Source organism: Mesorhizobium shonense (assembly GCF_040545255.1).
Lineage (GTDB): Bacteria > Pseudomonadota > Alphaproteobacteria > Rhizobiales > Rhizobiaceae > Mesorhizobium > Mesorhizobium shonense.
Genome location: NZ_JBEPLM010000039.1, coordinates 1 through 12840, shown reverse-complemented (window position 1 = coordinate 12840; position 12840 = coordinate 1). Strand labels below are relative to the sequence as shown.

Annotated in this window: 10 protein-coding genes and 6 pseudogenes; 11 read left to right on the top strand and 5 right to left on the bottom strand. The window is 61.1% G+C overall.

The features are described 5' to 3' along the window. The first annotated feature begins 162 nt into the window (after nucleotides 1-162). From tnpB to ABID26_RS37135, 7 genes and pseudogenes are all read left to right on the top strand, one after another. Nucleotides 163-357, top strand: coding sequence for an IS66 family insertion sequence element accessory protein TnpB (gene tnpB, locus ABID26_RS36760; RefSeq protein ID WP_354418380.1), 195 nt, complete (start codon nucleotides 163-165; stop codon nucleotides 355-357). 68 nt (nucleotides 358-425) lie between these two features. After that, nucleotides 426-1953, top strand: a pseudogene (gene tnpC, locus ABID26_RS36755) (IS66 family transposase). Between the two features lie 42 nt (nucleotides 1954-1995). Further along, nucleotides 1996-2349: a hypothetical protein gene (locus tag ABID26_RS36750; RefSeq protein WP_354418378.1), complete on the top strand. Its 354-nt coding sequence runs from the start codon at nucleotides 1996-1998 to the stop codon at nucleotides 2347-2349. A 213-nt stretch (nucleotides 2350-2562) separates the two neighbouring features. Further along, entirely contained in the window at nucleotides 2563-3237 is a 675-nt protein-coding gene (locus ABID26_RS36745; protein ID WP_354418377.1) for a site-specific integrase, read from the top strand. Then, a complete protein-coding gene (locus tag ABID26_RS36740; RefSeq protein WP_354418375.1) occupies nucleotides 3234-4157 on the top strand; it encodes a tyrosine-type recombinase/integrase in 924 nt (307 codons plus the stop codon). Before ABID26_RS36745 ends, ABID26_RS36740 begins: the two co-directional genes overlap by 4 nt. Further along, nucleotides 4154-4279, top strand: a complete 126-nt coding sequence (locus tag ABID26_RS36735; protein WP_354418373.1) for a hypothetical protein — start codon at nucleotides 4154-4156, stop codon at nucleotides 4277-4279. The genes ABID26_RS36740 and ABID26_RS36735 overlap by 4 nt, the downstream gene beginning before the upstream one ends. A gap of 12 nt (nucleotides 4280-4291) precedes the next feature. Beyond that, nucleotides 4292-4616, top strand: a pseudogene (locus tag ABID26_RS37135) (helix-turn-helix domain-containing protein); the annotation flags it as partial. Nucleotides 4617-4725: 109 nt separating this feature from the next. Here the strand turns inward: ABID26_RS37135 and ABID26_RS36725 are convergent. The 3 genes from ABID26_RS36725 to istA (ABID26_RS36715) are packed head-to-tail and all read right to left on the bottom strand — an operon-like array spanning nucleotide 4726 to nucleotide 7137. Further along, nucleotides 4726-4947 carry a hypothetical protein gene (locus tag ABID26_RS36725; protein WP_292588214.1) on the bottom strand — a complete coding sequence of 74 codons (222 nt, stop codon included), beginning with the start codon at nucleotides 4945-4947 and terminating at the stop codon, nucleotides 4726-4728. Beyond that, nucleotides 4944-5720, bottom strand: coding sequence for an IS21-like element helper ATPase IstB (gene istB, locus ABID26_RS36720; protein WP_354418370.1), 777 nt, complete (start codon nucleotides 5718-5720; stop codon nucleotides 4944-4946). The genes ABID26_RS36725 and istB (ABID26_RS36720) overlap by 4 nt, the downstream gene beginning before the upstream one ends. Beyond that, nucleotides 5710-7137 (bottom strand): IS21 family transposase, encoded by a 1428-nt coding sequence (istA, locus tag ABID26_RS36715; protein WP_354418368.1) that lies wholly within the window; start codon nucleotides 7135-7137, stop codon nucleotides 5710-5712. Before istA (ABID26_RS36715) ends, istB (ABID26_RS36720) begins: the two co-directional genes overlap by 11 nt. A gap of 779 nt (nucleotides 7138-7916) precedes the next feature. On the opposite strand from istA (ABID26_RS36715), the gene istA (ABID26_RS36710) reads away from it, so the two are divergent. The 4 genes and pseudogenes from istA (ABID26_RS36710) to ABID26_RS36695 all read left to right on the top strand — a co-directional run. Further along, entirely contained in the window at nucleotides 7917-8972 is a 1056-nt protein-coding gene (istA, locus tag ABID26_RS36710) for an IS21 family transposase (RefSeq protein ID WP_354418366.1), read from the top strand. Continuing rightward, nucleotides 8972-9771 (top strand): annotated as a pseudogene (gene istB / locus ABID26_RS36705) (IS21-like element helper ATPase IstB). The gene istA (ABID26_RS36710) and the pseudogene istB (ABID26_RS36705) overlap by 1 nt, the downstream one beginning before the upstream one ends. Nucleotides 9772-9826: 55 nt before the next feature. Next, nucleotides 9827-10762, top strand: a pseudogene (locus ABID26_RS36700) (tyrosine-type recombinase/integrase); the annotation flags it as partial. Nucleotides 10763-10876: 114 nt separating this feature from the next. After that, nucleotides 10877-11011: pseudogene (locus ABID26_RS36695) on the top strand (transposase domain-containing protein); the annotation flags it as partial. A gap of 558 nt (nucleotides 11012-11569) precedes the next feature. On the opposite strand, the pseudogene ABID26_RS37130 reads toward ABID26_RS36695, so the two are convergent. Then, nucleotides 11570-11780 (bottom strand): annotated as a pseudogene (locus ABID26_RS37130) (reverse transcriptase domain-containing protein); the annotation flags it as partial. Nucleotides 11781-12111: 331 nt separating this feature from the next. Next, nucleotides 12112-12840, bottom strand: a 729-nt coding sequence (locus ABID26_RS36685; RefSeq protein WP_459077270.1) for a PLP-dependent aminotransferase family protein, incomplete at its 5' end; no start/stop codon positions are given.

Here is a 12840-nt window from a genome sequence, read left to right as displayed (position 1 = left end):
TAGTTCCTGTCGAGGCGCTAAGCTCGGAAACGGTACGCATAGCGGTGCAGCGCGCGATCGAACGTCGACCCAAAAACTACATTGATTATCAATATGATAGGATGATCCGGCTGCCGGGAATCTGACAAAAGGATGTACAATGAAACGAGCTGTGGGGACCGATTGAAGCTGATCTACTGGGATGGCAGCGGTCTGGTGATGGCCTACAAGCGGCTGGAGGAACACACGTTCACCTGGCCCAGCATCAGAGACGGCTTGATGACCTTGGGCCATGCTCAGTTTGAGGCGCTGTTTGCAGGCCTTGATTGGCGTCGGGTTCATGCTGTGGAAGCGAAAGCGCCGGACGCTATCGAATAGCTGCGGCACGATGACTCGGTCGGCAAATTCCAACGTCGAAGCGACGCTGGTTTTGGTAGGCTTCCACCATGTTGGACGCCACCGATCTTCCCGACGATATTGCTGTCCTGAAGGCGATGCTGATCGCGGCGCAAGCCCGTGAGGTTCGCAAGGACGAGCGGATCGAAAGGCTGGAGAAGCTGGTCGCCGCTTTCAAGCAGGCTACCTTCGGCCGTAAGTCCGAGAAGACCGACCCTGAACAGTTCGACCTCGCACTGGAGGACCTGGAAACAGCCATCGCGGCCGTCCATGCCGAAGATGAGGCCGATAGCCCTCAGGGGAAACCGCACCCCAAACCACGCGCCGCCAATCGCGGCTGTCTTCCCGCCCATCTTCCTCGTATCGAGGAGATCATCGAGCCGGAAAGCTTGATCTGCGCCTGTGGCGGGCGCCTGCATTGCATCGGCGAGGACGTGTCCGAGCGGCTGGATGTCATCCCGGCTCAGTTCCGTGTCGTCGTCACCCGCCGTCCCAAATATTGCCTGCCGTGCTTGCACCGACGGCGTCGCTCAGGCTCCGGCTCCCGCGCGATTGATCCATGGTGGGTTGCCGACAGAAGCGACCATCGCTCATGTGCTGGTGTCCAAATACGCCGACCATCTCCCGCTGTATCGGCAGGCCCAGATCATGAGTCGCCAGGGTATTGATCTCGACCGCTCCACTCTCGCCGATTGGGTTGGCCGGGCAGCTTTCGAACTCTGTCCGGTATTTGACGCGCTGATTGCCGACCTGAAGCGCTCGACCAAGCTGTTCATGGACGAGACCCGCGCGCCAGTGCTTGATCCGGGAACCTGCAAAACCAAAACCGGATACTTCTGGGCGCTGGCCCGCGACGACCGACCATGGAACGGCGGGGCTCCGCCGGGAGTCGCCTTCACCTATGCTCCCGGCCGTGGCGGCCAACATGCCGAACGGATATTGCAAGGGTTCACCGGCATCCTTCAAGTGGATGGCTACGCCGGATATAATCGCCTGATCGCACCAGTCCGCGTTGGTCCCAATATCCGGCTTGCCTACTGTTGGGCACATGCGCGGCGTAAGCTGGTCGAGATCACCCGCACCGGCTCAGCACCGATTGCTGAGGAAGGTGTGAAGCGCATCGGCGAACTCTATCGCATCGAAGCAGAGTCGCGCGGTCTTTCCCCCGACGCTCGCCTAACCCGAAGGCAGGAACGGTCAGCACCATTGATCGCGGACATGCGAGCCTGGTTGACGCAGCATCGTGCCCGTGTCGCTGTCAAATCGCCGCTCGGCGAAGCTCTGGCCTATATCGCCAAATACTGAGACGGCCTCTGTATCTTCCTGGCTGACGGCCGCATCGAGATCGACAACAATAGTGTCGAGAGAACCACCCGGCCGATAGCGCTCAGTCGGAAGAATGCTCTCTTCGCTGGGCACGACGCCGGAGCGGCGAACTGGGCGACCATTGCCTCGCTCGTCGAAACGTGCTTATGCCGCGCACGGCATAACGCCGTCTATGCCGACCGCCTCACTATGCCGAGCAGGAGCGTTTTCGCCAATGTTTTTCATAGCTTAGCTTCAGTTGCATCGACATAGATTAGGGTCTCTCCGTCGCGATTGACGCGAAGGAGAGGACACATGAATGCGAATGAGTATCTGCAACGCAGCACGCTTTATCGGAAGCTGATCCACGGCCCCTATGGCGAGTTTTCACGGGTTTACGCGGCCAGATTGTCGGACGAAGGCTTCGGTCGGCAATGCACCTGGCGATCGCCAAGCCTATTTCGTGAGCTGATGGACTGGCATGTTGGCAACGGGCACGATCTCCAGGATTTCTGTGAAGTTCACGTTGAGCGGTTTCTTGAGCACCGCTCCAAACACTGGAGCATCAATGCGGGCGACCGAGCGGCGCTCAGGCGCTTGCTTTCTGCATTACGGCAAGAAGGCATGATACCAGCCGCCCTTCCGATTGAGCGCACGGAGCATGAGTAGATTGTTGAGGCATTCGCGGCTTATCTCACGAATGAGAGAGGGCTCGCTGCCTCGACGGCGGAAAGCCACAAGCTGCTCTCACACCGATTCCTGCGGGAGGTCTGTTCGGCTGGCGCAGATGGGTTTGCAGTGCTCACCCCGGAGATCGTCATCGGCTATGTCGAGCAACATGCTCTCGATGGCTCCGCCGACAGCGGCAAGGCGATGTGCGGGGTGGTGCGCGCCTTCCTGCGCTACTTGCATCTGAAGGGCTTCATTCCGGTGGCCTTGGCCGATTGCGTGCCGTCGATCCGTCGCTGGCGGCTTGCTGGCCTGCCAACCTTCCTGCCGCCACAGACGGTCCAGGTGGTTCTCGATGCCTGCGATCGGACCACGGCAATGGGGCTTCGGGACTATGCGGTTCTGATGGTCTTGGCCAAGCTCGGCTTGCGCGCCGGCGAGGTTGCCGCGCTCAGCCTTGATGATATCGACTGGCGGTCAGGCAAGATCCTTGTCCACGGCAAGGGGCGGCGGCAAGCTATGATGCCGCTACGCCACGATGTCGGCGCAGCTATCGTCGCTTACATCCGGCATGGGCGACCGGCTTCACCGCGTCGCCAGCTATTTCTGCGAATGCTTGCTCCGCACGTCGGTTTTGCCTCCGGCTGCGCCATCACGATGATCGCGAAGGAGGCTCTCGATCGGGCGGGTATTCACGGCTATGCGCACCAAGGCGCCCACCTCTTCCGCCACAGCCTTGCGACCGACCTGCTGCGGTCGGGGGCCAGCTTTGCCGAGATCGGCCAGTTGCTTCGCCACCGGAGCATCGACAGTACAAGGATCTATGCCAAGCTCGACATCGAGAAGCTGCGCGAACTGAGCCTGCCCTGGCCGGGAGGTGCCCAATGAGCCGGCTTCGCACCGCGCTCGAGCGCTATGTGGGCATGCGCCAGGGGTTGGGATACAGGTATCATGGCCCCGCTCGGCGGTTGTCGGATTTCGTCACCTTCATGGAAGCGCGTGGCGCCGAGACCATCACCACGACGCTAGCAATGGAGTGGGTGACGTTGATCGGCCGACAGCCGAGCTGGTCCATCCGCCTGACGGATGTACGCTGCTTCGCTCAGCACCTCGCTCATTTCGACCCTCTGACGGAAGTGCCACCGTACGACGCTGTGCGACCGCTGCGGCGAGCAAAGCCCTATATCTATAGCGATGCCGAGATCACGGCGCTTCTGGCGGCGGCACTGTCGCTGCCGCCGGCCAACGCCCGACGTCGCTGGACATATCACTGCCTGTTCGGATTGATAGCAGTCGCCGGGCTACGCCATTCCGAAGCGCTCGACCTGCGCCGGGACGACGACGATCTCGACCAAGGCATCCTCACCATTCGCGAGACGAAGTTCGGCAAGTCGAGACTGGTGCCGCTCCATGCTACGACGGTCACCGTGCTGTCCGACTATGCCGCGCGACGCGACGCACATCTCGGTATACCACGCAGCCCCTATTTCTTTGTTGCCGAGCAGGGCGGCAGATTGCTGCATCAATACGTGCACCGGGTGTTCTGGCAGCTGTCGCGGCAGATCGGCCTCCGGCAGGAGGGGCAGCGTAATGGCCCACGGATTCACGATCTTCGTCACCGTTTTGCCGTCCAGGCCATGATCAACTGGTATCGTGCGGGCGAGGATGTCGAGCGCGAACTGCCGGTCCTCTCGACCTTTCTCGGCCACGCCAATGTTCGCGACACTTACTGGTACCTATCCGCTGCGCCGGAGCTGATGACCCATGCCGCGCGACGGTTGGATAAACGGTGGGAGGCTCGCTCATGAGCGCCGCGAATGATCTGGCCGTGCTGATCGAGCGGTGGTTCACTGATCGGCTCATCAGGCTGTCGGGCGAAATGAGAAAAATGACCCCCGAACGAAACGAAGAACTGACCCCTCTCTTTTGAGAGGAAGAATCGATGACGAGAGAGTTTTCATCGCAACCTGCATTGTCTGGAACGGTGCGGGTTGGGGGAAATGCGATCGGGGGAAGAAGTTTTGGCCATGGTAGGCCTTCACGAACGAGGCTGGGGAGCGAAACGAATTGCGCAGGAGCTTGGATGCGCGCGCAACACCGTTCGCCGATATCTGCGTGAAGGTGGCGTTGTTGCGTATCGCCAGCCCGTGCGTCGGACAGCATTTGATGGTCTGGACGATTGGCTTCGGGAGCGCTTCTTTCGCCACGACGGGAACGCGGACGTCATTCGCCAGGAGTTGGAGAGCGAGCACGGCATCGTCATCGGGTGTTGATGGCGTTTCAAAAGCGCGGCTAAACGACGACAAGAGTTTGGTGCTTGTGGAGGCAACAAAAAGGCGGCCCTTGCAGGCCGCCGAGTGTTGAGGGATGTGTGCTTCAGAACGAGGACGGGGCGTTTTCGATGTCGCCGTGATCGGTCGGTGTTCGTTGCTGCTCCTGGATAAGCTCCTGGAGCTTGACGCAGTAGTGCGACCAGATGCTGTCGGCGAGATCGTTGAGGAACTCGAAGACAGCCAGCGCCTGTTCGGGTGTCCATTCGGGATTGATGAGGAAGTGGATTCCACGGCTGAGGCCGGACGGTTGAGGATCTGGTTTCATGCCGCGGGCACCTTTTCACCGGAGGAGCGGTTGGTGCGTTTTTCGCGCTGTGCCTTTGATCGCTCGGCCGCTTCCTTGAAGCGATAGGAATCGCCTTCGATGGAGATCACCTCGGATCGGTGCATGAGGCGGTCGACGAGACTGACGACACAGGCGGCATTGGGAAAGACCTCCGACCAATCAGCGAAGGGTCTGTTGGTGGTGATGATGGTGGAGCGTTTTTCGTAGCGCCGGCTGATGAGCTCGAACAGCAGGTCCGCATGACGGTTCGAGTAGGACAGATACCCGACCTCGTCGATCGCAAGAACGTCGGCGGCGGCGTAGTGGTGAAGCCGTCGGCGCAAGGCTGCGTCGCTGTCGAGGGCGGCGAGTTCGCCGAGCATCTCGCTGGCGGTTCGGAAGAGGACGGTGTGACCGCAGATGAGCGCCTGGTGAGCGACATTGCGAGCAAGTGTCGATTTCCCGACGCGGTTGGGCCCGATAAAGACGATGTTGGCGGCATCGTTCATGAAGGACAGGGTCATCAGATCCTCGACGGCGGCGCGGTCGATGCGGCGAGGCCAGTGCCAATCATAATCGGACAGTTGCTTGAAGTGGCCGAGCCTGGCGGCACGCATGCGTCGCCGCATCGAACGGTCGGAGCGCTCCTCTTCTTCCCATTGAAGGACGGCGGCCAGCCAGTCTGCGCCAGCGATCTCGTCCCAATGGGTGATCAGGCCATTGAGGCGCAACGCCTTGGCCCGGTTGAGCAGGATATCGGGATTATTCATCATCTTTGCCTCCAAGGGTCAGTTGGTCGTAGCTGTCGAGGCGATGCGGCCGTACCGTCGTATCCTTGCGCCGCACGTGTTCGGGCAGGCTCGTTTCGACAGGCGGCGGAGCACCACGGGCGACCCGGCGGCGTTCCAGTAGGTCACGAACCGACCTGGAATGGGAGGCGCCGGCATGCAAAGCTTCCTCGACGGCGGCCTGCAGTTCCTGCGCGCCGTACAGGTCAAGCAGTTTCAGCATCGCGGTTGTGATCGCACCGATATTGGCGCCACGCTCGGCGGCCCGGATCATCAGCGTCTGGCAAGCCGGCACGGCGCGCGCCAGGCTGTTGAGGCCGCGATGCTGGCGCGCCTCGCGCTTGATTGCGACGAGAGCCTTGAGGTGCTGAGGGTCCTCGATCTGCTGGTCACGATCGTAGCTGCGACGGTGACTGGCGATCATCTTTGCGCCGTCGAAGACGCGGACCAGGCCGAGATCGGCGCGCACGCTGAGCGTGCGCCGGACATGAGCATGCGGTACCGAGTAATCGTTGAGGTCGAAGCGCACATAGGGCGTTTTGCCGACCCTGGCGGCGACCTGCTCCTCGACGGGGTATGGGTTGGCGGGCAGCGGCAGAAGCAGTGGCTGCTCTTGCACAAACGCCTGGCGGACCGTTATCGTCCGGTCCTCGGGGCATGGCCGGTCGGCTGCCTGGTTGCGGCACCACTGTTCGGCTTGGGCATTCAGATCGTCGAGATCGGTGAACTTGCGGGCGATGAAGAATGCTTCCCTTATGTGCCGTATGGCGCGCTCGACGCGGCCTTTTTCGTTGCCCCGGGCAACCGCGACAGGACGTGGCTCGAACCGATAGAAGCCGGCGAAGGTAAGCAGCGTCGGATGGAAGCGGATCGCATCGCCCTGGCGCTCGAGCACCGCACTCTTGAGATTGTCATAGAGCAGGACCCTGGGCAGCCCGCACCATGTATTGAACGCGCCGACGTGGCCGCGCAGGAAGTTTTCCATGCGCGCGTCGAGGAAGAAGCGCAGGTAGATGTCGCGTGAGTAGGAAAGCACCATCACGAACGCCATCAGCGGCCGGCGGGCGTTGCCGATCTCGATGTGACCGAAGTGGGCCCAGTCGACCTGTCCCTGCTCGCCCGGCAATGTGCGTAGCCGCAGGAACGCCTCGGCCGGCTTGCGTGGACGGTGCAGGGCAACCAGGTGCCGAAAGTGCGTCGGCAAGCCGCGGTAGCCGCGCTCGCGCGCCATCGCATAAAGGCGGCTGGCGGTCAGCGAGGGGAACTTTTCCAGCGTCTGCTCAATGAATGGCAGATACGGTTCAATGATTGAGGCTCTCTGCAGCGGCTTATGCCGGGGCAATCCCGCCTGGGCCAGAACGCGATGCAGTGCAATTGCCTGGCGATGGTGCCGCAGCGCCACTTCTCGGCGTGATACAGGCGCAGGATCTGCGCTTCCAGTTCGGGGCTGATGGTCATGATGCGGGCTCTCCGTCTGCGTAGTCAGCTTCACGGGCATAACGAGGCCCCCGGCGACGCACGAAGCCGGTGCGAACGAACGGCGACAGCCGACAGTCGCAGCGCCGACAGCATGGCGTGGGCATGACCGATGTCGTCGCCCGCCCGCCGACGTCAGCAAAAGCAGCGACGACATCGTTCGAGGGGCTGCGCAGTAGTGCACCGGCAGGAGATGCAGGTGGAGAATGATGCGTCACTTTATTGTGCCGAGCCCGATATCGTCGGGCCCGGGTCGCATGAGCCAAGCGTCCACGGCGGCTGCGCTGATAACGCCGCCCCGCCTCGCGCACGCTCTCGCGGCGGGCAGCACGGGCGCAGACCTCCCCGCAGTAGCGCTGTCCCCGGTCGCAGCTGCGGCAGATCGTTACCTGCGAACGGCAGCGGCCGCACAAAAAGAAGCGGCCCGTAAACATCCGCGACGGTCCTTTCGGAGCGCCACTGGGAGTTCGGGGAAAAGGTCGACGGAATGCGCTGACAATGCGATAATGCAGGTCGCGTACCGTCAGTGGAGCGTGACACCGCTGCGGCGCTGATTACCCGCAGATCTACCACAAGGCAGGCGCATGGCGGGGTACGTCGAAAGCCGCCTCCAGGGCGACTGGAGACGTGCCCCGCGTCTATCGCCTTCTCAACCTCAGATGATCAGCACCACGCCGCAAAGGCGGTCGCCCGCTACAGCGCTAGTTGAAGAGCGCGCGGGCGACCGCCTTTGCTCTCTCCAGAGCTTCAGCTCTTGTCGTCGTTTATCAGCGGTTTTCCACCGTCATCGACATCGGGCTGCGCTCGGTAGAACTTCGGGTTCGACAATGGCGGCGCGAGTTGAAAGCGCAGAAGCGGGCGACGGTGCGCTTTGAGACGGCGCCTGGTCATCAGATGCAGATCGACTTCGGCGACACGCGAGTATGGATCGGCGGCGAGCGGGTGCGGATCCATGTGTTTGTCGGGACGCTTGGCTATTCGCGCCGGATGCACATCCGGGCCTCGCCGAGGCAACGTCAGACCGATTGGTTCGAAGGGATGGAAGGCGCTTTCCTGCGGTTTGGGGGCGTGCCGACGGAAGTTCTGATCGATAATGCAAAGGCGCTGGTGGAGCATCATGACGCGGTGACGCGCGAGGTGAGGTTCAACGCCCGGCTGCACGCTTTTGCCCGATACTGGGGCTTCACACCGCGGGCCTGTGCCCCTTATCGGGCCAGGACGAAGGGGAAAGACGAACGCGGAGTCGGCTACGTCAAGAAGAACGCGATCGCCGGCCGGCGGTTCGAGAGCTGGGCGGCGTTCGAGGCGCATCTGGATCGGTGGACGCGCGAGGTTGCCGACCGGCGAGAACACGGCACCACCGGCGTTGCGCCCGTGGAACGTTTTGGCGCTGAAGCTCGAGCGCTCCGCCCGCTGGCCGACCGTGCTCCGTTCGGGCAACTGCGGGACCTGATCCGCAAGGTCCAGGCCGACTGTGCGATCGATCTGGATACGAACAGCTACTCGGTGCCCTGGCGCCTGATCGGCGAGAGCGTCCAGGTCGTGGTGTTGGCTGGCCGTGTGATCATCCGGCATGCGGGCCAGGTGGTAGGCGATCATGCCCTGTGCCGGGGGCGACGACAACGGATCGTGGACCGGGCGCATTTTGTCGGCGTCGCCGGCTTTGAAGGGCCGGTGCGTGCCGACCCTATCGAGATCGCTCCAGCCGCCTTGCTGCGGCCGCTTGCGGAATACGAGGCGGCTGTCGGAGGGGGCTGGTGATGACGACCGTGGATCATGACATGCTCATCGCAACGCTCGATCGGCTGAAGCTGACGGCGATCCGCGACCAGCTCGACACGTTGCTGGACGAAGCTGCCCGCTCGAAGATGACGTTACGCGAGGCTGGGCTTCCTGGTGTCGCGCGAGATCGCCCGGCGCGACGAGCGGCGCATCTCCATGTCGAGCAAGATCGCCCAGTTCCCCTTCGTGCGCGAGCTGGACGGCTTCGACTTCGCTGCCCAGCCGTCGCTGGATCTGGGGCAGATCAGGGAACTCGCAACCTGCCGCTGGATCGCGCACGGCCACACGCTTTTTGTTCCTCGGCCCACCCGGCACGGGCAAGACCCATCTGGCCGTGGCCCTCGGCCGCGAGGCGATCCGCCAGAATTACAACGTGCAGTTCATCACGGCTGCTACGTTGGTGGCGACGCTGGCCAAGGCCCACAGCGACGGCTCGCTCGACAAGCAGTTGGCGATCCTGTCGCGGCCGAAACTGCTCATCATCGACGAACTGGGCTATCTGCCCTTCGAGGCCAATGCCGCCCACCTGTTCTTCCAACTCGTGTCACGGCGCTACGAGAAGGGATCGATCCTGATCACCTCCAACCGCTCCGTGGGCGAATGGGGAAGTGTTTTTGGCGACCCCGTTGTGGCCACGGCGATCCTGGACCGCCTGCTTCACCACTCCACGGTGATCACCATCCGCGGCGACAGCTACCGTCTCCGCGAAAAGCGTCGGTCCGGCCTTCTGCAGAAGACCGGACCGACGCTTGAACCCAACGAAACTGCAAACCCGTGAAGGGGGTCAATTCCTCACTTCGCCAAAGGGGTCAAATCCTCACTTCGCTTGACACAGGCATCGGGGCGTAAGCTCCAACACCATCGCCTCCTATCGCGACACCTTCCGGCTGCTGTTTGCATTCGCGCAGACACGCCTTGGCAAATCCCCGTCGCAGTTGACACTGCGGGATTTGCACGCGCCTTTCATCGGCGCATTTCTGGAGGATCTCGAGACGAGGCGATCCGCCTCGGCGAGGACACGGAACCTCCGTCTCACGGCTATTCGGTCCTTCTTCCGATATGCCTCGTTCGAGGAGCCGGCGCATGGCATTCAACGAGTGCTCGCAATCCCCAGCAAGCGATGCGACAAGCGACGACTTCAGTTTCTCACCAGGCCCGAGATTGAAGCCATCCTGAGCTGTCCGGACCGCAGCACATGGCTGGGACGGCGCGATCACACTCTGCTGTTGCTGGCCGCGCAAACGGGGTTGCGGGTCTCGGAGATCATCGATCTCGACCGAGACTCGGTGATGCTGGGCCGCGGTGCCCATGTCCGATGTATCGGCAAGGGCCGGAAGGAGCGAAGTACGCCGCTCACCAAGGTTGCACAGCAAGCCCTTCGGTGCTGGCTCAAGGAGCCCAGGAAGCGGGGCTCAACGGCCCTCTTTCCGAACATGCACGGCGGCAAGCTTAGTGCGGACGGCGTGCAGGCGCTGCTGAACAAATATGTCGCCAAGGCGCGTGAACACTGCGTCCCCCTTCGCGCGAAGCGAGTATCGCCCCATGTCTTGCGTCACAGTGCGGCCATGGAGCTGCTGCAGGCGGGCGTCGATTGTTCGGTCATCTCCCTGTGGTTGGGCCATGAGACGATGGAAACGACGTTGACCTATCTTCACGCGCATCTTGAACTCAAGGAATCCGCACTTACCAAGCTGAAGCCATATGAACGCGCGAAGGCCGAACGATTTCGACCAAATGACCGGCTTCTGGAATTCCTGAACGCCCTTTGAGCATGAGAACTATGCCGAGTGTCAACGACCGGTTCTCGGTCGAAATGGCGGGCAAAGCGCTTCTTACCGCCATGGTCGGAAGAGGCGCTCGGCATAGTTCGGCGGTCGGCATAAACTTGCAAGCTGAATGCTGTCGATCCGTTCGCCTACCTGACCAGCACGCTCACCGCTATCGTCAACGGTCACAAGCAGAGACGGATCGACGAGCTTCTGCCATGGAATTACAGAGCTGCGCCCAGGCTCAGCTAAGCCTCCAAGGGCGCTTCTCGTCCCTTGAATCAAAACCCTCACGGGAGATGGAACCGGCTTATGTCCATTGAATCAAGCGACGTCTCAATTGCTGAGCCATCATCCTTATAAACTTCCAGTTCATGGAGCTTACCCTCTACGACATGCAGAAGGACATTCACGGCAGGGCGATAATCCACACCTTGCGTATCGAAGTAATACCCCTCCGTGGGAATTCGCTGTTGTACATTGGCGAGTGGACCGGACACCCTAAACTGGAGCTACCTTCTGCGTCGATAGCTGACACTCTCGCTCTGGCCGCGTAGAGCTTCCGCTCCGGGAAACTCTTTTGTCAGTAACAGCTCAATGAGCTGACGTTCGCTATTGGTTAGATCACGCCACGCCTGAGACAATGCTCGTCCTCCTGCAGGTTCGACCATATTACACGCAGGAGACGCATTACCATATAGTCTGTTGGGTTCTCAGTTCCCGCTCGTGGCGAATGATTGGCTTGACTCTCCCGTTAATGGCACTGGGCTGCCGAGTAACGAGTGGCTTCCGCAAGGTGTAAGCAAGACAACGCTTACTCTTCAACAGGAGATCGTGCGGAAGTTTGTCAAACAGCCCTTTTGATGTCGAATTCCAGAACCCAGTCATACTTCCAGCACCGCTGCCGCGTCACACCCACGGCATCCAGGGCCGATTTTCCCGGCCTGTAGCCATAGGAGTCTGGAAGAAAGAGAGAGTCCAAATCCGGCTCAATCATCTGCTTGATCACCATCTGGGCGTACTTCCCACCGCGGTTCGCGCTGTCTCCATTCCGAAGAAGAGTGGAGGCGAAAGGATTTTGGGTGTGCCCACCGTCAGCGACCGGATCGCCTGAGGACATCCGTCTCCAGACCTTGTAGAGGTTTCCTGCAAGGTCCTTCTCGAACATCTACGTCCGGCTCTGCGCCCGCTATCGTCGCCTCAGCGCCGCCGGCAAGAGGCCGCGGTGGTCGTGGCTGCGATCGCACGCGAGATGGCCGCCTTCTTGTGGGCTTCAGCCGATCCGACTGCATGGCAAACCTGCAAAGCAGGCGAGCCTTCTTGCCTTCAACCTTGACAGGGAACATGAGAGACTAAATTAGTTGGGCGGGATATAGTGGGAATCTTTCGGCGAGCATCGACACTCGTTCCGCAATGTTTATGTCGATTTCCAGCCCTTGGCCTGGATTCGCTGCAAGTCGGTCTAAAACGTCGGCGATGATCTCTGCTAGTTCAGATGCTTCCGGATCAGCCATTCCACGAGCTGCAATTGCGGACGTTCCCATCCGCAGCCCCGAGGTAACATTCGGTGGCTCCCTGTCTTGCGGCACAAGATTGCGGTTCGTTGTCACGCCATGAGTTTCCAATGCCTTCTGCGCGACATCGCCTTTCAGCCCACGCGTTCTGAGGTCAACCATCGTGAACGGCGTATCTGTTCCGCCTGTGACAATTTTGAAGCCTCGTCCGGTCAAGCCGCTCGCCAGAGTTCGCGCGCAGCTCAGCACCCGTCTGGCATATTCGGTAAACTCGGGCTTAAGGGCCTCACCGAAACAGATGGCTTTGGCGGCGATGACGTCAGGGAGCGGCCCACCTTGAATGCCGGGGAATACCGCTGAATCGATTTTTTTACCTAGAGCCGCTTCCCGAGACATTATCAGGCCACCCCGAGGCCCGCGCAAATTCTTGTTTGTCGTGGTGGTTACTAGGTCCATGTGGGGAAATGGGCTCGGATACTCTTTTGCCGCGATCAACCCAGAAAAGTGCGCTACATCGGCAAGAGTGGCCGCCCCAACCTGGGCAGCGATCTCTGACACCCTGGGAAA

Coding starts and splice junctions, on each gene's coding strand:
- ABID26_RS36725 (WP_292588214.1), bottom strand. CDS start 4,947: ATGAAACCAGATCCTCAACCGTCCGGCCTCAGCCGTGGAATCCACTTC.
- ABID26_RS36735 (WP_354418373.1), top strand. CDS start 4,154: ATGAGCGCCGCGAATGATCTGGCCGTGCTGATCGAGCGGTGGTTCACT.
- ABID26_RS36740 (WP_354418375.1), top strand. CDS start 3,234: ATGAGCCGGCTTCGCACCGCGCTCGAGCGCTATGTGGGCATGCGCCAG.
- istB (WP_354418370.1), bottom strand. CDS start 5,720: ATGATGAATAATCCCGATATCCTGCTCAACCGGGCCAAGGCGTTGCGC.
- ABID26_RS36750 (WP_354418378.1), top strand. CDS start 1,996: ATGAATGCGAATGAGTATCTGCAACGCAGCACGCTTTATCGGAAGCTG.